This window comes from Heyndrickxia sp. FSL W8-0423 (assembly GCF_038009395.1).
Taxonomy (GTDB): Bacteria; Bacillota; Bacilli; order Bacillales; family Bacillaceae_C; genus Heyndrickxia; species Heyndrickxia sporothermodurans.
On record NZ_JBBPBE010000001.1, the window covers coordinates 481230 to 505608 of the forward strand.

At 35.0% G+C, this 24379-nt stretch carries 20 protein-coding genes and 3 pseudogenes; 13 read left to right on the forward strand and 10 right to left on the reverse strand.

Annotated features, from left to right (window positions below):
• Positions 1-49: 49 nt before the first annotated feature.
• The 3 genes from fsa to MKY81_RS02340 all read right to left on the reverse strand — a co-directional run bounded on the left by fsa (position 50) and on the right by MKY81_RS02340 (position 3835).
• Complete coding sequence (gene fsa / locus MKY81_RS02330) at positions 50-718, reverse strand: fructose-6-phosphate aldolase (protein WP_341118727.1); 669 nt, start codon at positions 716-718, stop codon at positions 50-52.
• A gap of 45 nt (positions 719-763) precedes the next feature.
• Entirely contained in the window at positions 764-2839 is a 2076-nt protein-coding gene (gene tkt, locus MKY81_RS02335) for a transketolase (RefSeq protein WP_341116519.1), read from the reverse strand.
• Between the two features lie 90 nt (positions 2840-2929).
• The gene (locus tag MKY81_RS02340; RefSeq protein ID WP_341116520.1) at positions 2930-3835 is read right to left on the reverse strand and encodes a DeoR/GlpR family DNA-binding transcription regulator; all 906 of its coding nucleotides are present in this window, start codon (positions 3833-3835) and stop codon (positions 2930-2932) included.
• Positions 3836-3852: 17 nt separating this feature from the next.
• Here MKY81_RS02340 and MKY81_RS02345 point away from each other — a divergent pair, with 17 nt between their 5' ends.
• The 6 genes from MKY81_RS02345 (at position 3853) to MKY81_RS02370 (ending at position 8942) form a co-directional block, all read left to right on the forward strand.
• Entirely contained in the window at positions 3853-4557 is a 705-nt protein-coding gene (locus MKY81_RS02345) for a ribulose-phosphate 3-epimerase (RefSeq protein WP_341116521.1), read from the forward strand.
• 1 nt (position 4558) lies between these two features.
• Positions 4559-5119, forward strand: coding sequence for a 6-phospho-3-hexuloisomerase (gene hxlB, locus MKY81_RS02350; protein WP_341116523.1), 561 nt, complete (start codon positions 4559-4561; stop codon positions 5117-5119).
• 60 nt (positions 5120-5179) lie between these two features.
• Positions 5180-6382, forward strand: a complete 1203-nt coding sequence (locus MKY81_RS02355; protein WP_341116525.1) for a mannitol-1-phosphate 5-dehydrogenase — start codon at positions 5180-5182, stop codon at positions 6380-6382.
• Positions 6376-6816 (forward strand): PTS sugar transporter subunit IIA, encoded by a 441-nt coding sequence (locus tag MKY81_RS02360; protein ID WP_341116526.1) that lies wholly within the window; start codon positions 6376-6378, stop codon positions 6814-6816. The genes MKY81_RS02355 and MKY81_RS02360 overlap by 7 nt, the downstream gene beginning before the upstream one ends.
• A gap of 92 nt (positions 6817-6908) precedes the next feature.
• Positions 6909-8366, forward strand: coding sequence for a PTS mannitol transporter subunit IICB (locus tag MKY81_RS02365; RefSeq protein ID WP_341116527.1), 1458 nt, complete (start codon positions 6909-6911; stop codon positions 8364-8366).
• Between the two features lie 315 nt (positions 8367-8681).
• A complete protein-coding gene (locus tag MKY81_RS02370; RefSeq protein ID WP_341118728.1) occupies positions 8682-8942 on the forward strand; it encodes a Tn3 family transposase in 261 nt (86 codons plus the stop codon).
• Here MKY81_RS02370 and MKY81_RS02375 read toward each other — a convergent pair.
• Together MKY81_RS02375 and katA are read right to left on the reverse strand one after the other, a co-directional pair.
• A pseudogene (locus MKY81_RS02375) lies at positions 8938-9666 on the reverse strand (aminotransferase class I/II-fold pyridoxal phosphate-dependent enzyme); the annotation flags it as partial. The gene MKY81_RS02370 and the pseudogene MKY81_RS02375 overlap by 5 nt on opposite strands.
• 382 nt (positions 9667-10048) lie before the next feature.
• Complete coding sequence (gene katA, locus MKY81_RS02380) at positions 10049-11503, reverse strand: catalase KatA (protein ID WP_341116528.1); 1455 nt, start codon at positions 11501-11503, stop codon at positions 10049-10051.
• Positions 11504-11763: 260 nt separating this feature from the next.
• Here katA and MKY81_RS02385 point away from each other — a divergent pair, with 260 nt between their 5' ends.
• Positions 11764-12540, forward strand: a complete 777-nt coding sequence (locus MKY81_RS02385; RefSeq protein ID WP_341116529.1) for a class I SAM-dependent methyltransferase — start codon at positions 11764-11766, stop codon at positions 12538-12540.
• 527 nt (positions 12541-13067) lie between these two features.
• On the opposite strand, the gene pepF is transcribed toward MKY81_RS02385, so the two are convergent.
• From pepF to MKY81_RS02400, 3 genes are all read right to left on the reverse strand, one after another.
• The gene (gene pepF, locus MKY81_RS02390; protein WP_341116531.1) at positions 13068-14855 is read right to left on the reverse strand and encodes an oligoendopeptidase F; all 1788 of its coding nucleotides are present in this window, start codon (positions 14853-14855) and stop codon (positions 13068-13070) included.
• A gap of 181 nt (positions 14856-15036) precedes the next feature.
• A complete protein-coding gene (locus MKY81_RS02395; protein WP_341116533.1) occupies positions 15037-16395 on the reverse strand; it encodes a transposase in 1359 nt (452 codons plus the stop codon).
• 411 nt (positions 16396-16806) lie between these two features.
• Positions 16807-17661 (reverse strand): CvfB family protein, encoded by an 855-nt coding sequence (locus MKY81_RS02400; protein WP_341118729.1) that lies wholly within the window; start codon positions 17659-17661, stop codon positions 16807-16809.
• Positions 17662-17789: 128 nt separating this feature from the next.
• On the opposite strand from MKY81_RS02400, the gene MKY81_RS02405 reads away from it, so the two are divergent.
• The 6 genes and pseudogenes from MKY81_RS02405 to MKY81_RS02440 all read left to right on the forward strand — a co-directional run bounded on the left by MKY81_RS02405 (position 17790) and on the right by MKY81_RS02440 (position 22946).
• Positions 17790-18020 carry a hypothetical protein gene (locus MKY81_RS02405; RefSeq protein ID WP_341116535.1) on the forward strand — a complete coding sequence of 77 codons (231 nt, stop codon included), beginning with the start codon at positions 17790-17792 and terminating at the stop codon, positions 18018-18020.
• Positions 18017-18142: a DUF6254 family protein gene (locus MKY81_RS02410; protein WP_219909946.1), complete on the forward strand. Its 126-nt coding sequence runs from the start codon at positions 18017-18019 to the stop codon at positions 18140-18142. The genes MKY81_RS02405 and MKY81_RS02410 overlap by 4 nt, the downstream gene beginning before the upstream one ends.
• A gap of 244 nt (positions 18143-18386) precedes the next feature.
• Positions 18387-19700: pseudogene (locus MKY81_RS21040) on the forward strand (IS4 family transposase).
• Between the two features lie 688 nt (positions 19701-20388).
• Positions 20389-20706, forward strand: coding sequence for a hypothetical protein (locus MKY81_RS02430; protein ID WP_341116545.1), 318 nt, complete (start codon positions 20389-20391; stop codon positions 20704-20706).
• Between the two features lie 208 nt (positions 20707-20914).
• Entirely contained in the window at positions 20915-21805 is an 891-nt protein-coding gene (locus MKY81_RS02435) for an ABC transporter ATP-binding protein (RefSeq protein WP_341116547.1), read from the forward strand.
• Positions 21786-22946, forward strand: a complete 1161-nt coding sequence (locus tag MKY81_RS02440) for an ABC transporter permease (protein ID WP_235598281.1) — start codon at positions 21786-21788, stop codon at positions 22944-22946. Before MKY81_RS02435 ends, MKY81_RS02440 begins: the two co-directional genes overlap by 20 nt.
• A gap of 545 nt (positions 22947-23491) precedes the next feature.
• Here the strand turns inward: MKY81_RS02440 and MKY81_RS21045 are convergent.
• Positions 23492-23593, reverse strand: a pseudogene (locus tag MKY81_RS21045) (integrase core domain-containing protein); the annotation flags it as partial.
• Positions 23594-23626: 33 nt separating this feature from the next.
• Positions 23627-23965: a DDE-type integrase/transposase/recombinase gene (locus MKY81_RS02445; protein WP_153017462.1), complete on the reverse strand. Its 339-nt coding sequence runs from the start codon at positions 23963-23965 to the stop codon at positions 23627-23629.
• Positions 23966-24379: the final 414 nt, after the last annotated feature.

The following is a 24379-nucleotide window of genomic DNA, read 5'->3' on the forward strand; positions in this document are numbered from 1 at the left end:
AAAGTCCAATGACAAGACCTTAGACAGTTGAGAAATAAATAATATTATTTTATTGATTATTTGTTTTTTCCCAATCAGCAGCAAATTTCACGAGGCCTTGATCTGTTAATGGATGCTTGGACATCTGCTCAATGACACTAAAAGGGATAGTGGCAATATGAGCACCAGCCATAGCGACACGGGTTACATGATCTGGATGTCGAACGGAGGCCGCAATAATTTGTGAATCTATATTTTGAACACGGAATAGTTCAGCAATTTTGGTTACTAATTGGACACCATCTTCAGAAATATCATCCAAACGGCCTAAGAATGGAGAAACATATGTAGCTCCTGCTCGAGCAGCCAAAAGTGCCTGGTTTACAGTAAAAATAAGGGTAACGTTGGTTTTAACTCCTTTTCTAGTAAGATACCGACATGCCTCTAAACCAGATAATGTCATTGGAAGCTTGATAGTTATTTTCTCATCGCCGCCATTGATTGAAATGAGTTTTTCTGCTTGTGCAATCATCTCTTCAGCGGTCACTGCGTCAGGAGTTACCTCCGCTGAAACAGATTCCACCTCAGGTACAGATTGACAGATTTCCTCAATACGATGTTCGAATTTAACACCTTCTTTGGCCACCAAGGAAGGGTTAGTGGTAACACCAGATAAAACGCCAATTTTATATGCCTTTTTTATATCTTCAAGATTTGCAGTATCAATAAAAAATTTCATATTGTTCTCCAACTTTCATTAGTATTTTTTAACTTGAAATGGTTCCTATACACTTAAAGCATTCTGTTTTTCACCATTTTCAAATTCTAATAAACTCTTTTCACTTTTTAAATGTAGAGACTTCAATAATTCTTTTACCTTTGAAACGATATTGTCTACGGTAAAACCATATTCCTTCAACACCTTGGATTCTGGACCCGAAGTACCAAAATCATCAATGGCCAACACGTCCCCATAGTCTCCCACATAACGCTCCCACCCCAAAGATGATCCCATTTCGATAGCTAATCGAGCCTTTATATTGGATGGAAGGACTGAAGACTTGTAGTCATTTGACTGGGCTTCAAATCGATCCCACGATGGAAAACTAATGACAGATACTGAAATGTTTTCCATCGATAATTCACGTTGTGCTTGTAATGCTAACTGCACTTCTGAACCTGATGCCATCAAGAGGGCTTGCGGATTATCGTATTTGGATATCACATATGCGCCTTTTTGCACGCCCTTATAGGCATTTTCCTTTGTACCGGCAATGGTAGGCAGATTTTGACGAGATAAAATCAGGGCAGTTGGCGTCTCCATTGATTCCATCGCAATTTGCCAAGCTGCTGCGGTTTCATTTCCATCTGCTGGACGTATGATGCTCATGTTTGGTAAAGCTCTTAATGAAGCAAGTTGTTCAATCGGTTGGTGTGTTGGGCCATCCTCGCCTACTGCGATACTATCATGTGTAAAGACATAAGTGACCGGCAATTTCATTAAGGCTGCTAAACGAATAGCTGGACGAAGATAATCCGAGAATACAAAAAATGTACCACCAAATACTTTAAGTCCCCCATGAAGCGCTAGACCATTCAACGCTGCACCCATTGCAAACTCACGTACACCAAACCAAATGTTACGGCCAGCGTAATTAGTTGCAAAAAAATCACCAGCCTGCTTAATAGTTGTCTTGTTTGAACCTGCTAAATCAGCTGATCCACCGAAAAATTGTGGGACTGCTTTTGCAATGGCATTCAATACCTCTCCAGAAGAAGCGCGTGATGCCAAGCTTGTCCCAACTTCATAGGATGGTAAATGATTTGTCCAACCTTCAGGCAGTTCTCCTTTAATAGATTTATCTAATTGCTCATATAGTTCATAGTATCTTTCTTTATAAGAAGCATATAACTTATTCCACTCTTCTTCTTTCTTTTGTCCTTCCTCTACTAAGAGTGACCGGAAATGAGTATAGACTTCTTCAGGAACAAAGAAGTCTTCTTCAAATGTCCACTTATATGCCTGTTTTGTCAGTTTAATTTCTTCTTTTCCAAGTGGTGAACCATGTACATCAGATTTACCTGCAAGGTTTGGTGATCCATAACCAATGGTTGTTTTTACTTCAATTAAACTAGGACATTCTAAATTTCTTTTTGCTTCTTCTATTGCTTGATTAATTTCCTCTAAATTATTGCCATCCCCGACACGTATTACTTGCCATCCATAGGCTTTATAACGATTTGCCACACTTTCAGAGAAGGAACGGTTCAAGTCACCATCTAATGAAATATCGTTTGAATCGTATAATACGATAAGTCTGCCTAATTTTAAATGTGCTGCTAGTGAAGAAGCTTCAGCGGAAACGCCTTCCATTAGATCACCATCACCACAAATACTATATGTATAGTGATTAATTAGATCAAAATCTTCTTTATTATATTTTTCTGCTAGATGACGTTCAGCCATCGCCATCCCAACTGCCATAGCAATACCTTGTCCAAGTGGGCCAGTTGTTGCTTCTACACCTGGTGTGTGCCTAAATTCTGGGTGGCCGGGTGTTTTACTACCCCATTGACGGAAGTTTTTAATTTCTTCGATGGGTAAATCATATCCTGATAAATGTAATAGGCTATACAATAACATCGAACCATGTCCTGCGGATAATACAAAACGGTCCCGATTAAACCAAGATGGACTCTTTGGGTTATGATTCATATGCTTGGTCCATAATACATATGCCATGGGGGCAGCTCCCATGGGTAAACCTGGATGCCCCGAATTAGCCTTTTCAATAGCATCTATGGATAGTGTACGTATTGTATTAATAGCAAGTTCATCAATTTCATTAAAGTTCTTCATTCTATCTACTCCTTTATTAATTTATCATTTAAAGGCTGCTTCTTCTTTCAAACCGCCTTATAAAATGTAAGAAACTTATTTGAAAATTAATTAATCAATAACAAGTATTCCTTGCTGGTCGTATAACCTTTTAATATCTGTTCTGATATTTTCAGTTATTAAATATGTTAATTGATTTGTTGGACAAATAATTTGATTAGAAATAGTATCTAATTTATCAGAAGTTACCATTCCCAGAATTTCATTAGAAATAGAAGTCATTTTACGTTTCACTAAGGCTTCTGAAAGACTAGGAACACTAATCCCTAATTGAGGATCAATGTTATAAATACCCATGATATATAAGTCAGCTCTCATTGTATTTAACGCTTCAACAGTATCAATTCCTAAATTAACCATTGATTGTTTAAACAAAGTTCCACCAATCATAATGACTTCAATATTTTGGTGATTTATTAATGCCATTGCAATGGGAGGGCTATTTGTTATGACTGTTGCGTTAAATGTTAATGGTAGTTGATTCACTAATTGTAAATTAGTTGTTCCTCCGTCTATTAGTAATACCATTCCTTCTTTAATGAAATCCAATGCTTTTTTTGCTAAATTGCTTTTAATTTCATTAGAAATATTCTGCCTTGTTGAAAAATCGACGACAGGCGGTCCTATTCTCAATGCCCCGCTATGGACTCTGTTTATAAGACCTTGATTATCTAATTCTTTCAGATCTCTTCGAATCGTATCCTCTGAAACAGAAAATCGCTTACTTAAATCACTAGCAATAACTTTATGCTCTTCATCTAATATCTGTAAAATTATCTGTTGACGTTCTTCTTTTAGCATAATAATGATAACCCTTTCTTTCATTTCTTTTAGTTTACCATAGAGTGTTGCGTTTATACAAAGACAAACACGCAAAAATAAATATAAAAATGCAAAAACATGCTTTACTAATAATTGATAACGTTTTATAATACAGAAAAAAGCAAATAAGCGCAAAGGCAGGAGGCATAAACATGCAAAACAGAAAAATTACTATTGCACCTTCGATTATGTGTGCAGACTTATGCAATTTAGAAAAAAGTGTTAGAGAGATTGAAAGAGAAGGATTAGATACTTTACACATAGATATAATTGATGGATATTTTAGCCCTAGTATGCCCTTGGGGATTGATACCGTTAAGCAATTACGCAAGATTACTGATATGAACTTTGATGTGCACATTATGTCTAATAATAATGAGTATTTTATTCAAGAGATGCTACAGATCGGTGTTCAACAAATATCTTTCCATTTAGAAACGAGTACACATATTGATCGCTTTATTCAATTAATAAAGAAAAATAACACTAAGGTTGGAGTGGCCCTTAATCCTGCAACGCCATTATCCGTATTGGATTATGTGCTGCCACAGGTTGACGCAGTTCTTTTAATGTTAATTAACCCAGGTTTTGCAACGGATAAGAATGAAAAACAAGTATCTTATGCAGTTAAAAAAGTAGAAGATTTGTATCGATTAATTAAAGAAAATGGATTTGAAAAAAGAATTGAGGTTGATGGCAGAGTTTCTTTAGACACTATTTCAAGTTTGGTAAGAGCCGGTGCGGATACGTTAGTGGCGGGAAGTACAAGTCTATTTATTTCTAATAAAAGTTTAGCAGAAAATAAGAAGATTGTAGAAAAAGCTATTTTAGAGGGTTTATATGAGGAGGTTAAGTAAAATGGGCCATTACTATGATATTGCAAAAGAAATTACAAATGAACTTACTACTACGTTAAGTAACATTGATAGTAACGATGTAAGTAAGTTGCTAGTAGAAATACAAAAGGCTGATAAAGTTTTCTTTGTAGGGGTTGGCAGAGTTTTATTGTCATTAAAAGCAGTAGCTAAAAGATTAGCCCATCTTGGTATTAAAACCTATATTGTTGGACAAATTACTGAGCCAGCTATTACGGATAAAGATTTATTAATAGTAGGCTCAGGTAGTGGCGAGTCAGCTTTCCCATTAATTATTGCAAAAAAGGCAAAACAATATAATGCCACTGTTGCTCATATTGGGGCAAATCCTAATTGTTCAATGGGAGAGTATTCCGATCTTTTCGTAAAAGTACCTGTAAGCACAAAACTACAATTACCAGATGAAATTCCATCGGTACAGCCTATGACAAGTTTATTTGAACAAAGTTTATTGTTGTTAGGTGACACTTTAGCATTAATGATGATTAGAGAGCAAAATATTGATATGCCTAGCCTGTGGCAATATCATGCAAACTTAGAATAGATCTTTTAAAAGGCCGTTTATGTTGATAGATGTTCATTAGGATAAAAAGGAGATAATAAAATGAAAGCACTACACTTTGGTGCCGGGAATATCGGGAAGGGTTTTATTGGCTATTTGCTAAACAAAACCGGTTATGATGTTTGCTTTGTTGATGTCAACCTACAAATGGTTGACAGTTTTAATAAAAATAATAGTTACCTAGTAGAAATACTAGATGACACCCATACAGTAGAAACGATTTCTCCTGTTACTGCATTAAATAGTATTACACAAGAAGAAGATGTAATTGATGCCATCGTAAACGCCGATCTAATTACAACATCTGTTGGAGTTAATAATTTACCTAGAATCGCAAATATTATTTCTAAAGGTCTTTTAAAGAGAGCAAAGAAAGACAAAAGAAAGCTTGACATAATTGCAAATGAAAACGCTATTAATGCGACATCAACTTTGAAACAAGAAATTGCACAACATGTAACTAATAGCGAAATGAAAGAAATCACTTCTTTTGTTGGATTTCCAAATTCAGCCATCGATCGCTTAGCTTTATCAAAAAATAGTGAAGAGGGTGAGATTGCGCTTGTAGAACCATTTTACGAGTGGATCATCAATAAATCAGAAATGGTTAATTTAGATTTACCCTTGATAGAAAACGCTATCTATGTTGAAGATTTAAAGCCTTTTATTGAACGGAAATTATATATTGTCAATATGGGTCACGCAACGACTGCATATATCGGATTTCTAGCAAAAGAATCTACTGTTCAGAGTGCATTGGGCAACCCAACTATTGAAAGTTTTGTGAGGAAAACACTTAATGAAGCTTCACAATATATAATTCAAAGATTCAATTTTAAATCTGAAGACATGACTGCTTTTATTGAAAAGACATTAAAACGCTTTAAAAATAAAAATATTAGTGATGATATTTTGCGTGTAGGAAGATCCCCCATTCGTAAACTAAGTTATGATGAGCGATTAACTAAACCAACTAGAGAACTATTTGATCTAGGGCTCCCTATAGATCATCTAACAATGGCGCTTGCTGCTGGATTTCTATTTAATAACCCTAGTGATGAGGAATCCGTCAATTTACAAGAATATATAAGTGAAAAAGGCATAGACAAGGCAATATTACATTTTACTAAGATTGAAAGTAAAACAATCCGGGATCGAATTAAAGAAAATTATTATTTATTCAAAAATGAGAACAATGAATTAATATCACTACTAAATATGAATGAAGGGGAAGTAAAATGTTAAGCGATTACTTAAAAAATAATATCTATTTCTTAGATGGAGTTTCTACATGGGAAGAATCTATAAGAGTAGCAGCCGAACCTTTATTAAACAAAGGAAATATTACTCCAAAATATATTCAAGATATGATTGATAATGTTAATATCAACGGTCCTTATATCGTGATTGTTCCAGGGATTGCAATGCCTCATGCAAAAAATGAAGGAGGAGGAGTAATAAAAACGGGTATTTCCTTATTGAAATTAAAAAAGCCTGTGCTTTTTCCAGAAGATAAAGAGGTAAATATTCTGATCGTTTTAGCCGCTGAAGATAGCACAGGACATTTAGATTTGATTTCTGATTTGTCTTCTATCCTAATTGATGAAGATGTTATGGTTCAATTTAGAAATTCAGATAATGAAGAGGAAATAATTAATTTAATTAAGATGGTCGAATAGGATAGTCCACATTCGTTACCTTCGAATAACTTGGTTTATTTGCCAAATGTGGATGAATGCTTAAAAAACACTTGAAAAAGGGATGATACGATATGGCGAATGCAGCGAATGCAGCAAATTTAGTTAAAGATAAACCTTCTAAGACCCCATCAACTCGTGCTCGGATTCAGGCCTTTGGCGGCTTTTTAACTAATATGGTATTACCTAATATAGGAGCCTTTATAGCTTGGGGTATACTCACTGCTTTGTTTATACCTACTGGCTGGTTTCCAAATAAACACCTTGCAGAAATCGTTAGCCCTGCAATAAAATTCCTGTTGCCGTTACTTTTAGCTAGTACGGGGGGCAGGATGGTTGCCGGCCAAAGAGGAGCTGTAATGGGAACCATTGGCGCTATCGGTTTAATAGTTGGATCAGACATTCCAATGTTCTTGGGAGCAATGATTATTGGTCCTCTAGGCGGATGGGTAATCAAAAAATTCGATAAATCAATAGAAAATAAGGTTCCTGCGGGATTTGAAATGATCGTTAATAATTTCTCGATTGGTATTTTAGGTTTCTTATTAATGGTTGTTTCGTATTTCTTTATAGGTCCAGTTATCCAATCAGCTAATAACTTTGTATCATCGGCTATTAAAGCATTAGTATCGACTGGATTTTTACCATTGCTTTCTATTATCAATGAACCTGCGAAGGTATTATTTTTAAATAACGTCATTGACCAAGGGATTTATTATCCTTTAGGTATGCAAGAAACGCTTAAAGCAGGAAAATCAATTTATTTTACAGTAGCATCTAACCCTGGACCAGGACTTGGATTATTAGCAGCTTATAGCGTTTTTGGCAAAAAAACGGCTAAACGAACTGCCCCAGGAGCAATTATTATTCACTTTTTTGGCGGTATCCATGAATTGTATTTCCCATTCGTATTAATGAAACCCATTACAATTCTTGGGATGATTGCTGGTGGCATGTCAGGTATTACCGTTTTCCGCCTTTTCCATGTAGGACTTGTAGCAGGGCCAAGCCCAGGTTCAATTTTTTCATATCTAGCTTTAACACCTAAAGGTAATTTCTTAGGAATCATATCCGGAGTACTCGTTGCTGCTGTAGTTTCCTTCCTCGTTACATCAATTATTTTAAAGATGGATAAAAAAGCTGATGAAGATGAGGATTTTACTAGTTCAGTAGAAAGATCAAAAGCTATGAAATCCGAAGGAAAACAAATTCTAAGTTCATCTATTAATCAAATTAATGCTATTAAAATTAGTAAAATTTCATTTGCTTGCGATGCAGGGGCAGGTAGCAGTGCGCTAGGTGCAACAACATTTAGAAAAAGACTACAAAAGAAAAACATTAATGGCATTGAGGTAAAACATTATAGGATAGAAGATGTTCCTCGGGATTCTGATATAATCGTTGTGCATAAAGATTTATTAGAAAGAGCGAGGTTATCTCATAAAGATAAAAAAATCATTACTATAGGAAATTATATAGATGATCCGAATCTTGCTGAATTATTGAATAAACTAGAAAAAAAGAATAGCTAATTTTAAACCAAATCGGAGTTCTTAAAATGGAGAACTCTGTTTTGGTTAACCATGGCAGACGAGAGAGCTAAAAAATCTTGTTTAACGGGTGTTTTCCTTCAATAAAAATCAGCAATAATCTTCAGCAATCGGGCGCGATTATTGAAGAAAATAAAAATTTTAAAATGACTATATTGCTAGGGCATCCTAAAAAAATTAACTATTTTACCCCCATCCAAAATAGGACGGGGGTATGCATGTTGGAAGTAATCTTGACATTGCCTTATTGCGGATGGTGACAGCTTCGCTGGTACTACCCCGATAAGGGTTGTGGATATGACCACGGCGATCCGTCAATTAAGGAAAGAAGGACATTACGTAGACCCAGACGATCTAAGTGTACTAAGTCCCTATATTATGGAACATATTAAACTATTTGGTGATTACGTCATTGATTTAGAAGAACTACCTCAACCTTTCGATGGAAAGCTGGGGTTAGAACTTAAAACAGCTCAAATGAAGGGCCTCTTGACCCTTTTTACATTTTTTTCTATCTATCATGCCGTTTTTGGACTTATCTCGGACTTACCCCAATGATTCCTCCAATATCTTTCAGCGTCGTCATGGCCATTTCACCCATTTCTTCCTTCCTGCCAACGACAATCCCAGCAATCACGTCACCATGTCCACCAATATATTTCGTTGCACTATGGATGACATAATCACATCCTAATGTTAATGGCTGCTGTAAGTACGGAGAACAAAACGTATTATCAACGACGACCGGGATGCCTTTTTCCTTTGCAACCCGAGAAACCATCTCTAAATCTACGAGCTTCATCGTCGGATTAATCGGTGTTTCAATATAAATACAGGTTGTATTATCGCGAATCGCTGCGCGGACCGTTTCTTCATCGGCAAAATGGATAAGATCATGCTGAATTTGATGCTTCTTTTTCATTAATTGCAGCAGCCCAAATGTACAGCCATATATTCCTTCCGAACAAAGAATGTGATCACCTGTTTTTGTTAAGTAAAAAAGAGTTGCAGATACAGCAGCCATTCCTGATCCGAAGGCAAGTGCGACCTCCCCTTTTTCCAAGGCTGCCATTCTTTCCTCAAGTACTTTTACGGTAGGATTTCCTAAACGTGAATAAACATACCCCTCCGACTCTCCCGCAAATCGACGTTCTCCCTCTGCGGCTGACGGAAATGTAAAGGTGGACGTTTGAAATAGCGGCGGAACAAGGCTGCCTTGATGTTGCAGCGAATCATATCCACTATGAATAACCTCTGTTTCAAACCTCTTTTGCTTCCCCATTTGTGTAACCTCCCCCTAAAAATATGAAGCTCTATATCTATCATATGCTAATCAAAAAGATAATGGAAGCGTTTTCACAATTAGGAAGGAGTGGTACATTGATAATTAAACTGATCATTTATAACTAAGCAATTGTTTTTTTGGTTTTACATTTCATCCCGCATTTACAAAGAATACTATGTTTTAAGTATTTTATTTTTGTATGACATATAGGACAAATTATTTTGTTTAACATATTCGAACACTCCTTTTACATTACGATCACCTCATATAAAATATGCACTATTTAAAAATAGGTACCCGTCTGCGAACGGATACCTACTCTAACCTGAGAATTTGAGAAATAAATTGAGATTACTATACTACTTTTATAAATATGCTATTAAACTTCTTGAGGTAGAGGTAATCCTAGACCTTCAGCTATACGATTTCCATATTCCGGATCTGCTTTATAAAAATGCTGAATTTGACGAAGCTTAATTTCTTCTACCTCCACAGGTTTCATTGCTTCAACGATATTTGCAACTAAGCGTGTACGCTCTTCCTCACTTAGTAAACGATACAAATCACCCGCTTGATTATAATGGTCGAATTGATCATAAGCAACAGCATCCGCATATCCCGAAACAGCATAAGCAGCCTGTTTGTCTTCCGGTGATTCTGCCGGCCCATCGAAGCTATTTGGTTCGTAATATACGGAGCCTCCACCATTATTACCAAAACGCATTTGGCCATCACGTTGATAGTTATTTACTTCATTTTTCGGACGGTTGATTGGTAATTGATTATGGTTCGCACCTACACGGTAACGGTGGGCATCAGCATATGCAAACAAACGGCCTTGCAACATCTTATCTGGTGATACATCGACACCAGGTACTAATGTTCCAGGTGAGAATGTCGCTTGTTCGACTTCAGCAAAATAGTTTTCCGGATTACGATCAAGCACCATTCGACCGACTTCAATTAATGGATAGTCTTTTTGTGACCATACCTTCGTCACATCAAATGGATCAAAGCGATACGTATTAGCGTCCTCTAGAGGCATAATTTGTACATATAACTTCCACTCTGGGAAGTCGCCTTTTTCAATCGCATTAAATAGATCTTCTGTATGATAATCAGGATTTTCTCCCGCTAATTTAGCCGCTAAATCAGGTGCTAAGTTTTTCACACCTTGTTCAGTTCTAAAATGATATTTAATCCAAACGCCTTCGCCTTCTTCATTCACCCATTTAAATGTATGGCTTCCGTAGCCATGCATATGGCGGAATGTAGCAGGTATTCCACGGTCAGACATCAAAATCGTTACTTGATGTAAAGATTCAGGTGATAAAGACCAGAAATCCCAAATCGCTGTAGGGTTTTTCAAATGTGTTTGCGGATCACGCTTTTGTGTATGAATGAAATCAGGGAATTTGATTGCATCACGAATAAAGAAAACAGGGGTGTTATTTCCTACGATATCGTAGTTGCCATCCTCTGTATAAAATTTAACTGCAAAGCCGCGAGGATCACGAACTGTATCAGCAGAACCATTTTCACCAGCTACTGTTGAGAAGCGGATGAATAATGGTGTACGTTTGCCCACACCATTAAATACTTTTGCTTTTGTATATTTTGAAACATCATTTGTTACTTCAAAATATCCGTGTGCACCCGCACCTTTGGCATGAACAACACGTTCTGGTACACGTTCTCTATTAAAATGAGCTAATTTTTCTAGCAAATGTACATCTTGAATTAATGTCGGTCCGCGGGAGCCAGCTGTCATTGAATTTTGATTATCTCCTACTGGTGCACCCCAACTTGTCGTTAGTTTCTTATTTGTACTCAATCAAATCACCTCATCAAGTTATTTTGACTATGAAACTATAATAACACTTATTAAAATAAAATCAATACTTTTTTATAATAATTATAATTTAGTAAGAAATACTAAATGATTACCTCTCTCTTTCCCACTACACATGTTATTCATAAGTACAAGATTTATGTCCAAAATAACAAATACTTATGGGTATTTATAAAAATTATTAAATTGACTAATGAAATATATAGAGCTAATCTAAAAGCAAGAACAGGGAGGGATTGGCGATGACAATCAACTTTCAGAATCCGGATGACCATTTTACCTATGCAAGAAGAGAAGCGGACTCATCTTGGATACAATTTGTTAGGCAGATAAGCGATATTAAAGGAAAAAGAGTGCTAGATATTGGTTGTGGCGGTGGAATTTACACAAAAGCTCTTGCAGATATGGGGGCCTTGCATATAACCTGCCTGGATTTTTCAGAAAAGATGCTTTCTGCTGCAAAAGTTAATTTGCAATCCTATCATAATATTGAATTCAAGCTAGGCAATGCCTTACAAACGGGATTGCCTAGTGAACAATACGATATCGTGCTCATACGTGCAGTTATCCATCATCTAAATGATATTGAAACTTGTTTTCAAGAAATCTTTCGTTTATTAAAACGGGGAGGCTCATGCATGATTCAAGATCGTACACCCGACGATTGCTTAGTTGAAGGAAGTAATGAACATATTAGGGGATATTTTTTTACAAAATACCCACAGTTAGTAGAAAAGGAAACCTCGCGAAGACATTCCGGCGAGAATGTTCGTGATGCATTAAAGCTAACTGGCTTTGAAACAATTTCCAAACATATATTATGGGAGACTAGGAGGAAATATGAGAATCGGCAAGAACTATTTGATGATATAATAAATCGAACAGGTCGTTCCATCCTTCACGAGCTAAATGATTATCAATTGCAAGATCTAGTTGATTATCTGAAGGAAAAGTTACCCGGCCATCAACCGATTGTTGAAAAAGATCGTTGGACGATTTGGAAAGCGGATAAACAATAGTTTTATAAAATTGGTCTATTTCTTAATTTGATTCATTTTAGAAGAATGTATATAACTAGGCTTCCTTATACATTTTGGCGTTGAATCTATGAAAATGTATAAGGATCGGCTCTATGCTTATACATTTTTTCTTTCTTCCCATAAAAATTTATACGCATCCTCTCTTCTCTTATACATTTTTTCTTTCTCCCCATGAAAATCTATACGCATCCTCTCTTCTCTTATACATTTTTTCCCTCTTCCCATGAAAATCTATACGCATCCTCCCTTTCCTTATACATTTTTTCCCTCTTCCCATGAAAATCTATACGTATCCTCTCTTTCCTTATACATTTTTCCCTTCTTTCCATGAGAAACTATATGCATCCATTCCTTCCTTATACATTTTTCCCTCCTTTCCATGAAATCCTATCACAACTTCGTCTTGATATTAGCTGAACTAGAAAACAAAGCAACCAAAAAGACCAAATCGATATACGATTTGGTCCGTTTTATTCAATGTATTTCATAACATCAAGGATACCTACTTACTTTTTCGCAAATTCATCCACCAATTCACTAAATTGCTTCAATGCATTTTGAATCGGCTCTGGTGATGTTAAGTCGACACCTGTTTTTTTCAACAATTCTAACGGATAATCCGAGCTGCCGCTTTTCAAGAATTCAAGATAAGACGCTAAAGTTTCTTGGTCTCCTTTTAAAATTCGATCCGCTAAATGAATGGCAGATGCAAAGCCTGTTGCATATTTATAAACGTAAAATGGGCGATAGAAGTGAGGAATTCTCGACCAACCATATTTCACCTCATCATCGAAAACAACGCAATCTCCATTATATTCGCGGAATAATGATTCATAGATCTCACTGAACACGTTCGCATTTAATGCTTCTCCCTTTTCAGCTTTCTCATGAGTAATTTTTTCAAACTCGGCAAACATTACTTGGGTAAATAGTGTTCCTTTAAATTTATCAATAAAATGATTGATCAGGTATTTTCGCACTTTTTCATCCTCTACTTGTTCAAGTAAATAGTGAATGAGCAATACTTCATTTACTGTTGATGCAACTTCTGCTACAAAAATGCTATATTTTGCTGTAATTTGCGGCTGAGTTTTATGTGAAAAATGACTGTGCATCGCATGCCCCATTTCATGCACGAGTGTAAATAAACTATTTAAGTCATCATGATGATTTAATAAGACAAATGGATGTACCCCATATACGCCTAAATTATAGGCACCTGTACGTTTTCCGGGTGTTTCCCGCACATCAATATATCTTGCATCTTTAAAGGACTCCAGTGTTCTCGTATACTCTTCCCCGAGTGGCGAAAGCGCTTTAAGCATCGTGGCATATGCCTGTTCAAAGCAGATGTCTTGTTCAGCCCCTTCCACTAAAGGAACAGATAAATCATATTGGCGCAGTTCCTCTACACCGAGCATTTCTCTACGTATTTCCGAGTAGCGATGCATTGGTGCGATATGCGCTTTAGTCGTTGCAATTAAATTTTCATATACTTCCTTTGGAACGGAATCACTAAATAATGCCTTTTCCAATGCGGAAGGATAGTTTCGCATTCGTGCAATCGTGGCATTATTTTTCACCGCTGCTGCTAAAGTGGATGCAATCGAGTTTTTCAATTGAACGTATGGTTGGTAATAGGCTTTATATGCTTCTTTTCGTTTGTCCCGATCCTTATTTTCAATCAGTTTGGAGTACATCCCTCGTGTAAGTTCTACTTTTTTCCCATCCTCATTGGTCACTTCTCCAAATTTAATATCTGCATTGTTTATCATGCTATATGTATGACTGGGTGATGAAAGTGCTTCTCCTAATTGCGAGATGACTTCTTCCTTTTCTTTACTTAACACATGTGCTTTATAGCGGTACGCTTCAAACAAATCCTTTTCAAAATAAGTTAAACCCTCTGCTTCTGCTATATACTTCTTTAATGTAGCTTCTTCCAAACTTAATAGAAATGGCATAAAAAAAGAAGTGGCCGCACTCAATTTTACACCTAATTGCTTGGTGCGATCTTGTAGTGACTGGGCAAATGAATTACGTGTATCAATATCTACTTGTAACATTGCATAGGCAGCTACTTTGTTAAAAGAAAAAGATACCTTTTCGTTTTCTGACAAATAGGATAATAAAGTTTGGCCATTATGGATATTCCCATCGTATTTCTTCAATCCTTCTGCCATTTGTCCGATCTTTTGTACATCTGCTTCCCACTCTTCTATAGAAGGATAAATATCCTCTAATTTCCACTTTTCACCCTCCGGCACATCACTTCTTGATGCATAGGTAATCATCAAAACACTCCCTTGTTTCTCGTAAATCTTTTACGTTGATACTATTTACTATAACCGATAACAACTCAAATAGTTAGAATTTTTCGTAAGTACATTTTCCTATTTTTTGGTGAACCTCTCCAAGTAAATCATAGATTTTGATGGAGCATCCCTTATCTTAAATACAGTACAAAATCAGCAGTTAAGACACCTTTCGTGTCTCTATCGCTTGATTCAGACTAATGAATGAAGACAAGGTTTGTTCAGTTCTTTTTGACAATTCAGGAACTTTTGCCTGAAGAGTCAACCATTTCTTTTCAGAAATGGATTTTTGAATTCCACGGATAAAATAACGAGCCCCTATATTATACGACGCTTGTAAATCTGCATGATACACTTTTCCTGTTGTAAACGTAGCGAGGTCTTTTTTAGCATTTCGTTGCACTTTTCCAGAGCCATCAAATGCTAAAGCACTTGTATTTCGAGCGTTAATCCTTGAAATTCTCATTCCTAGGAAATGGGCCATTTCTTCGACTTTATTTTGTATGCCTTTCTTTCGCCAATACCGAAGTTTGAAACGGAGTTTTTTCGCACCCCAAAATCCTTTAGGCATTTTCATTTGATCAAGGTACTCAAATACAATCACATCACACCTATGCTCTTTCGCGAATTTTACGATTTCATGTGACGTATCGTTCACGATTTGTTTTTGCAAACCGTTTATTCTTCTCCAAAAATTTGGTGCAGTAATCCTCCCTGAAATGGATTGTGCCTTCCTAAGTTTGTTTGTAATGGTATACAATCGGTCTTTTTCTATTGGCTGATTAATGAATGTTCGGGCCAAGACAGTTCCTTTCGCATCCATCACGGAACAAACGGCGGATTGGTTGATTCCTAGGTCTACTGCACAAATTCTTTGGTTTTGTGTTTTTGTATGATTTAATTTCACTTTCGATTCATAGCTAACATTCAGAAAGAACTTTTTCCCCACCTGAACAAGCTTTGGATTATTTTCTTTCCAATTCCAGACCCCACGCTTGTATTCGTCCTGTGGTTTAAATTGAATCTCTTTCCAAATCCAATCATTCTGATGAAAGACTTTAATTTTTGCTGTAGTATGAGAGGTCTTTTTGAACATATTTCCTCGATAAAATACTGGAAATTCATTATGTTCTAATTGTAATCGAGGGGGTTTCTTCTTAAATTTTCTTCCTTCTGATAGAGCCATTTTCTTTTCTTCTTCCCAATTTTTTAGATTGGAACGATAGCTTTTGATTTTTCCAAAAGCGGAGGCAATGGCACTTCTTCTAAAATAAGAAGGAAATTTATAGAAAAGAAGATTGAACTCAGGGTACTTTGGTTGAGGGTTTGATTTTGTAACATGAATGAGCTTCTCGACAGCAGGGACAATCGTCTTCGTTGAGATGGAATCCAAATGATCAAACTCTTTATCAATGACATCCATGATGAATGTTAACGCTCGATTATAGATGTCTAGTGTCGAGTGGAAGATCTTTGAATGATTAATAATTTTGTATTTTAATGTTTTTACAATTTTCATTATCAAACCCTCCAAAAGGCTCCTTCCTATCTATCATAGCAAAATACGTTGTAAAGGCAATAAGGTATTTTGAATAAATAGTATATTTTGAAAACAATTTACTTTGAAGCTAAATAATACTGAAAACCAAATTTTTGTAGTAAAAGTTATATGGTATTAACCACTGACGGTGCAATGATTGAAAGAATAAAAAAGGATTTTTGAAAACCAAAGAAAAAGAAAGAATAAGCCCCTAATCCCCACTAAATCAAAGATTTTGAAGGGAAATGCGGCGCTTCTTTTTGTTTAATCGTTTTCGTAAAGCTTGTTGTTTTTGAAATAGACAATGAACCGTTCCTTTCCGCTACAATTATTTTAAAAAGAGCCTTGTAAAAAAGACAAATCGGATGATCTGCCTTTTTATTAATCGTATTATTCTTTTATAAAACTCCAACCATCTTCTTGATAAATCTTTCCTTCTTTCATCAATCTGCCTATTGCACGTTTGAATGCAGCTTTACTCATATCAAAACGGGCTGTGATGTCTTCAGGGCTACTTTTATCCCAATAGGGCATTTTTCCGCCGCGACTTTGCATATAAGAAAAAATCCTTTCCGCATCTTCATCTAATGCTTCATGACCCCGGCTAAGAAGTGATACATTGATCGTGCCGTCTTCCTTCACATCAATAATCCGGCCTTCCACTTTTTGTCCTAGACGTGGTTCGTGTTTACGTTGTGTTTCGTGGATAAAACCGATATAGTTTTCATCTGTTAAAAGGAAGGTCCCAATCTTCAATAGACGGTAAGCCCAACCAGTAATATTTTTATTGAAGTCCTTACGTGTTGCTTTCTCCGCAACAGCCCGCATGACATCCTCGGTTGCTAATTTTCCAAATAAGCGTCCATTTTTATCTGTTTTCAACGAGCAGTACAGTCGATCTCCAATTGTCGGCCAAAGACTATGAAGTGCTGGAAGATCATCCTTCGATACGAGAATATCCTTTACAATCCCGATCGATACAAACACACCAAGTGATTCCTTCACTTCAACGACCTCTACCCAATCATATTTTCCAATTTGAACGGTCGGAATCGTCAGGGTTGCGGCTAATCGACCTTGATGATCCTGAAATAAAAAAACCGTATGTGCTTCCTCAGGGTTAAACTCCTCCGGAACTTCACTATCATGAAGGAGCACATCCTCCTCCCCGTTTGTTAAAAAATAACCAAAAGGTGCTTCACGATCCACATCCAATGTTACTACCGTTCCCGCTTCTAGACTTATCATATGTATATCCTACTCTCCTCAATAAATGTATGGAAGTAATTATAACATTGTTTTTCCCCAATTAAGAATAAAGAATCCCTTTCAGTCGCAAAATAGATTTGAAAAATTTAAAGTGAGTGATGTTAATGAACAGAGAGAAGAATATTCACGTCAATGCCGATCCTCATTTCGATTCCGAATATGAAGGAATTGAAAATGACTCGTTTGGCGGCCCACAAATGGGACTGCGATTTGATAGAAAAGTGACGGATAATCCATTTCACGTCACGTCCTTAAAAGTTGATCCAGAAATGGAACGTTTCTCAAAATGGTTTGATGGAAAAATACCTGGAAAGGAAGGCGAGGAAGAACAATGACACAATCAAAAGGCCAGAAAGAGCGGCAATGGACCGTTCGAAAACAATCACAAAACCCTCACGGAAAAATTAAATCACTTGAGGAAATTGCAGATGAGGTTACACCAACTAAGAAAAAGTGATTCGACACGATTTTAATGGTGCTTTCTTAAAAAATGCTGTAGAATTGCACTTTCGCTTATTTTTAATCAAACGTTTGATTAATAAACTTAGCCGAAAATGTTGTCGATTCATATAAGAAAAGGGAGTATTTTGAATAAGTTGCTTTGTCCTTTACTCCCTTTATAAAAAATGAAAAAATACCTCGATCTTTGGTATAGTGAGATTGTCGAGAAGTCACTACCACACAGAAGAGGTGTCTCCTATATGATAGACCAAAATAGCCAATACAATCAGCTACTAAAAGAACTTAATTCTGTTTTTTCTGAGCTTGAAATGAATAAACATCTACACCAAGCAGGAATTAAAAAGTCCTTTGGTTTCAGCTGTTCTTACTTATTTCAGCTCGTTTTCTGTCTGAATTTCCAACATAAAAATTGGTTTTCTCTTCTTAAGTCAAAGAAGGCTGATCAGTTTCCAGTCTATCGCTTTTTAAACCAATCAACTTTCAATTGGCGCCGTTTTTTATTACTGTTGAGCACTTTTACCATTCAAAAGGTTACTCGTATTACGAATAAAGAGCGGCCAAAAGTACTGATTATCGATGATTCTGCGTATGACCGAAATCGTAGTAAAAAGGTAGAACTTCTCGCTCGTTGTTTTGATCACGCTTCTCTTAAAATACGATTCTATAAAGGCTTTCGTATGCTCACTTTAGGCTGATCGAATGGCTTTACATTTATGCCAATTGACTTTTCTTTAGTCAGTTCAAAAAACTCTCAATCAATGGAATCTTTGAACAAATTGATAAACTTACTTGTGGATCTAAGCGTCGAGAAAATACCTTACAAACAGAGCCTGAATAAATTTCTGACATGATCAAACGTGCGCTAGTTAATGGAATAGATGCGAGATATGTCCTTATGGATTCTTAGTTTACATTGCCACCACTTATCAAAGCTATCGTTAAACAAGGTTTGGATGTCATTGGAATTGTTAAAGAAACAAAACAGCGCTATAACGTAAACGGGACATTGGTGACTTTAAAGCAGCTATGCCGCTTGGCCGGACCCGTTCGATCAAAGAAAAAAATTCTCTGTTCCATCCATACGACAACGCCAATGGAATACCAATAAAAAACAGAAACAAGAAAAGTGACTAGCTTGCCATCCTCAGTACCTATTGCACTCTTTCATAACAGGAAATCGTCCGAATCTATGGAATATGCTGGGATATCGAGGTGTTTTTTAAGGCGGCCAAATCTCTTTTGAAACTTGAAAAGAGTTCCAAAGCCGGTCTTATGATGCGCTTATTTGCCATACAACTATTGTGTTTACTCGTTTTATCGTACTGGCATGGCAGAATCGTGGTAACACCGATCAACGCACAATAGGTGTCCTATTTTATGAATTATGCGATGAAGTAAATGAACTTGATTGGGCTGTCGCATTACAACAGTTAATCGAGCTTCTTCGAGACGCACTTATAACAGACGAATAAGAAAATCCAAAAGTTAATACAAAGTCAGGCCTTCCAAACTATATCAAGGCTTATTTGCCGATTTTGCTCTGCGAAAGTTGAGTTATAATAACCAATATATATTTTTTCTTCAATTCATATTAATACTTTACTTTCGGCTTTCAGTAAAGGAACAAAGTTACTATATAAGAACAACGATATGAGTTTCGTGGCGAGGAATTAAGATGTATTTGATGTTTCAAAAAAAGTGATTCTACGACTGGAAATGCGTTCGAATAGAGCCGTGGTTTCATACATTTAGGAATACCATAAAACCTATACCTATTTATTAAAAGTGAATTACAAACGATGATAAAAAGCTTACCTTATAAATGCCCATCTGAATAGTGATGAAAATAAGTTTTATATATAAAAAGTTTTATTAAAAATTTCTTCAAATCCTTAAAAAGGAATTTCCCACTCTTTTAATACATCAATTATTTATGCCAATTATCATTTCGCTTCCTATCAACCATTTTTTATTAAACCTCCCCCAACCATAGATGAAATATCCAATTTGCTAAAGGAGAAAGCTTGTTTTTACAATATCATAATAATAGTTTTATTGATTGAGAAACTTAAAAAATAATACTGTACAAAATATTGTCTAAATGGTGGGTTATTTTTGTAAATTGGAAAAATATTTATTTTTTTGTTAAAAAATTTATATTAGTAAAATAAAATAGTATTATCTGATAATAAGGAGGGTAGTTTTCTAAACAGTAAATTTTAATAAAATGGGGGAGATTAAATGAGTAACAGTATTAATTTATCTTTACAGTCTTTGAAAGCAAAATTATTAGCGCTATTTGCCGCACTTGTTTTATTCGCAGCTTTATTTTTTGGATATAGCAATAATACTAGTGCTATGAATGTGTCTGAAGTTGAAAATTACCATTTGCAAGATTATAACAATGCTTTAAGCTTTTGGAGTGATACCTATGGCTATGTTTACAAAACTTTATCCTACAAAAATGGTTACTCTGTTGTAACTACTAAAAAAACTAAGGTTGATTCAGGGATTATATGGTCAACGTACAAATTTACTAAGGTCTATGAAACTTATTAAAATAAAAATTGGGATCTTGATCCCTTTTTTTATTTCCAATTTTTTCACTAGAGTAAAATAATTAATTATGAATTTATGTACAAATAAAATTCTATTCATTTAAAATAATTCAATATTTAAAATGGGGCTATCTCGAATTTCTTTTGTTTGATAGATTATCAAACTTTATTAATATTAGTATTTATATTTCAATTCCGGAGGGATTATTTTGTTAAAGTTAAGCCATATCTCTGTGGAGATAGAAAAAGTGAAAATCTTAGAAGATATATGTTTTTCCGCCGGTCAGGGAGAAATTATTGGTTTAGTAGCTCCTAATGGTTCAGGGAAGACAACGTTATTAAAAACCATATCAAGTCTCATTCCTGTATCTAAAGGAGAAATGAGTATTTATAATATGAACTATCAAAATAATCGAGAAAACGTTTTGAAAAAAGTATTTTTTTTACAAGATAATTCAGTACTATACCCAAATTTAAGCGGAAAAGAGCATCTAAAATTAGTACAAAATTTATGGGATAGTAAACTGAGTTACCATGATATTGTCGAAAAATTAAACATGACATCTTATGTTGACAAAAAAGTCTCAAAGTATTCACTCGGTATGCAGCAAAGGCTGTTATTTGGAATGTGTTTAATAAGTTCCTGTGATTTGTTATTAATGGACGAACCGATGAACGGATTAGATCCAACCAATATTAAGCTTATAAGTGAAACAATTAAACAACTTAAAGCTCAGAAAAAAACTATTCTTTTCTCATCTCATATTTTAAGTAATATTGATGATTTATGTGATCGGGTCATTTATCTTAAAGATGGTAAGATAATTTATGAAAGTGAAAAAAATAATTCTCCTTTTAAGAAATATGCAAAAATTCAATTTGATACAGTGACAGATTTCCAATATATACAAAAAATATTTCAAAGTGAAGAATTTACGAAAATCAATTCAAAAAGTCTTGAGTTAGAGGTAGAAACGGATAAGATTTCATTATTATTTAATCAACTTGCTAATCAAAATATTAAATTTAATGTTCTTTATTTAGGTAATAAAGGCAGTCAACAAATTTATGAGGACCTTTATGAAGGAAGTGGTAAGTAATATGAGCCTAATGCGGTTAGAATCATTAAGAGTAATTAGAAATAAAAAAAATATTGCTGTTTTTGGTATAGCAATCGTAATTGTTTTACTTTTGTTCTTTTTAAACTTTGAAACCTCTAAAAAAATGAATCCCATTAATGATTATCAACGTAATAAAGTAACTCTTGAAAATTCACTTTCAAGTTTGGAGAGCAATCCTGACAAGAGTGTGGCCAAAGAAAGAGTACTTAGAAATTTAAAAGAACAATTAAACCTTCAAACGTCTCAAATTGAAGCAAATAAAACAGGAGACTGGAAGAAAGAACTAAAATTGCAAATTTCTTTAGATAAAAATCTTCTAGAAAAATTAAGAGCAGGAACTGCTGTTACAGATAATAAAGATATTATTCCAATAACGGAAAAGGAAATACAACTCAACACTAAATTAGTTAATCAAAATATTCATCCAGTTATAGAGTCATATGAAACAGAAGGAATTAATTTTACGTATAGAATTCTCTTTTATTTCTTTCCTTTTCTAATGCCTCTTTTTGTAGCAGTGCTTATAGGTGATATATCCACAACTAATAAAATGAGCGGTATAACCAATTTAGTTAACATATTTCCCGTGAAGCAAACAAGAATACTGGATACAAGAATTTTAATATCATTTTTTTATAGTTGTATTCTAATTTTTGTTCCTTTATTGGTAGCACTTTTCATTGGAACAATAGCCAATAATCCTGGTAGCTGGAACTACCCAATTGCTGTAAATTCCAATGGAACTGAATTAACTTGGATTACAATTTCTAACTTTTTTGGCAGGGCTCTATTATTAATAATTTGTTTGCTAATCTTTATTTCTATTTTTACACAGTTTTTAAATACCTTCATAAAAAATAATTTGTTGTTAATGCTAGTTTTAATTGGATGTTTTTATTTTGTTGAGTTGATGGGCAGTATTAAAACCAAGTTTTATGCAATAATGCATTTCATTCCATTCACATTTGCTAATGTACCAAAAATTATAAATGGAGAAAGTGCTCTAAATTTTAATAATCCTTATTTAAATGTTACCGATGGGGTTTTTACACTACTTTTATCAAGCATTCTTTTTTATTTCCTTACTATATTAATTATAAATAATAAAAAGAGAATATAAATCCTTTGTGTGACTGTTAGTTTCTATAGATTTAGCGATACATATTTATGCGCATAAAACAAATGAGATTGAATTTCCCCAAGAAACAGACGATTTGAATTTTAATAGTGTTAGTATATTTATCACTTAAACCTTAACTTGAAGAAAATGTTAAGATATAAAATTAAGTAGTACCCAAATAAATTAGATTTTCTATTGAATGATCGGTGATACCCTTATATATATTAGATTAGAAGTAATTTGGGATTTTTGCTAATTGGTGATAAATAGGTAAAGAAAATTACTAGTAATTACATTTTTAAAGTGGACCCTATTGTTAAGACGTGGGGGTCGAACGCGGATTGTCTACTATGTTACAGTCAGAAGGATTTGCTTGGCTTTAGAGGTTGGTTTACCCAATTGTTGTTTTGTTTGTGAGCCATCCTCACCAATATTTTGCTTCTTAGGGGCTAACTTGTTAAGAGCGAACGAGTGAGGGCTTGCTATTACTCTTGACTGGTTAGCCCCTAAGAAGTCCTCTTTTCAAGAGTATGGCTTGCGAACAATTACACAATAAAAAGGATAGCAGGCGTTTTATAGCCTAACGATTGATGTGGTCGTTCATGGTTATAAAATGTTAGAAAGCTATTAATCTCTTTTCTCGCTTCTCTAGGACTCCCGTAATCTTTTAAATATACTTCTTAATACTTCACGGTTCGCCAAAGCCTTTCTGTGATAATGTTGTCAAGTACTCGGCCTTTTCCATCCATGCTGATCGTCACGTCTCTTTCCTTGAGTAAGTCGATGTATTGTGATCTAGTGAAATCGCTGTCTTGATTACTATTCAAAATCGTTGGCTTGTATTCAGATAGTTCTTGTTTGACGGCTTCAACTACAAAATCCATTTCGATGATTTGATCCAATTCCCAGCTTACGACATACCGGGAAAACCAATCAATGAAAACCACTAGGTACATCCAGCAACGGTTTAATCTAATGTAAGTGATGCCAATTCCCCAGACATGGTTTGGGTACTGAATGGTTAATTCTCTTAAAAGCTACGGAAAAATCCGGTGCTTATGATTTTATTTGCTTAGATTCGGACCATGTCGATATCAACAATCCCCATCTCTCTCATATATAACTGCCAATGGAATTCATTCATATGAATTCCATTGGCAGAAGCATTTTCGTTTAGCATTTTTCTTTCAAGATTTCTAGCACAATTTGGATTTGAATTCTGATGTATAACGTTTTCTCTGTTTCATTAACCTACTTTAACATCTCCTCATTTCCTGCATAGTTTCTTGGGTTCATTATATTTTCTTATGATAGCATTGTGATGTTTAGTGAAAAATGGAAAGTTATATTTAATTAATGTTTCCAACATATTTTTCTCCTTAAATCAGCATCTTCTTAGCCGTTAGAGTACGTTCATAATTAAATCTAAAGAG

What these genes read in the sequence shown, in the direction of transcription:
- fsa (WP_341118727.1), bottom strand. Translation starts at nt 718, where the DNA reads ATGAAATTTTTTATTGATACTGCAAATCTTGAAGATATAAAAAAGGCA.
- tkt (WP_341116519.1), bottom strand. Translation starts at nt 2,839, where the DNA reads ATGAAGAACTTTAATGAAATTGATGAACTTGCTATTAATACAATACGT.
- MKY81_RS02345 (WP_341116521.1), top strand. Translation starts at nt 3,853, where the DNA reads ATGCAAAACAGAAAAATTACTATTGCACCTTCGATTATGTGTGCAGAC.
- hxlB (WP_341116523.1), top strand. Translation starts at nt 4,559, where the DNA reads ATGGGCCATTACTATGATATTGCAAAAGAAATTACAAATGAACTTACT.
- MKY81_RS02355 (WP_341116525.1), top strand. Translation starts at nt 5,180, where the DNA reads ATGAAAGCACTACACTTTGGTGCCGGGAATATCGGGAAGGGTTTTATT.
- MKY81_RS02360 (WP_341116526.1), top strand. Translation starts at nt 6,376, where the DNA reads ATGTTAAGCGATTACTTAAAAAATAATATCTATTTCTTAGATGGAGTT.
- MKY81_RS02365 (WP_341116527.1), top strand. Translation starts at nt 6,909, where the DNA reads ATGGCGAATGCAGCGAATGCAGCAAATTTAGTTAAAGATAAACCTTCT.
- MKY81_RS02370 (WP_341118728.1), top strand. Translation starts at nt 8,682, where the DNA reads ATGACCACGGCGATCCGTCAATTAAGGAAAGAAGGACATTACGTAGAC.
- MKY81_RS02385 (WP_341116529.1), top strand. Translation starts at nt 11,764, where the DNA reads ATGACAATCAACTTTCAGAATCCGGATGACCATTTTACCTATGCAAGA.
- pepF (WP_341116531.1), bottom strand. Translation starts at nt 14,855, where the DNA reads ATGATTACCTATGCATCAAGAAGTGATGTGCCGGAGGGTGAAAAGTGG.
- MKY81_RS02395 (WP_341116533.1), bottom strand. Translation starts at nt 16,395, where the DNA reads ATGAAAATTGTAAAAACATTAAAATACAAAATTATTAATCATTCAAAG.
- MKY81_RS02405 (WP_341116535.1), top strand. Translation starts at nt 17,790, where the DNA reads ATGAACAGAGAGAAGAATATTCACGTCAATGCCGATCCTCATTTCGAT.
- MKY81_RS02410 (WP_219909946.1), top strand. Translation starts at nt 18,017, where the DNA reads ATGACACAATCAAAAGGCCAGAAAGAGCGGCAATGGACCGTTCGAAAA.
- MKY81_RS02430 (WP_341116545.1), top strand. Translation starts at nt 20,389, where the DNA reads ATGAGTAACAGTATTAATTTATCTTTACAGTCTTTGAAAGCAAAATTA.
- MKY81_RS02440 (WP_235598281.1), top strand. Translation starts at nt 21,786, where the DNA reads ATGAAGGAAGTGGTAAGTAATATGAGCCTAATGCGGTTAGAATCATTA.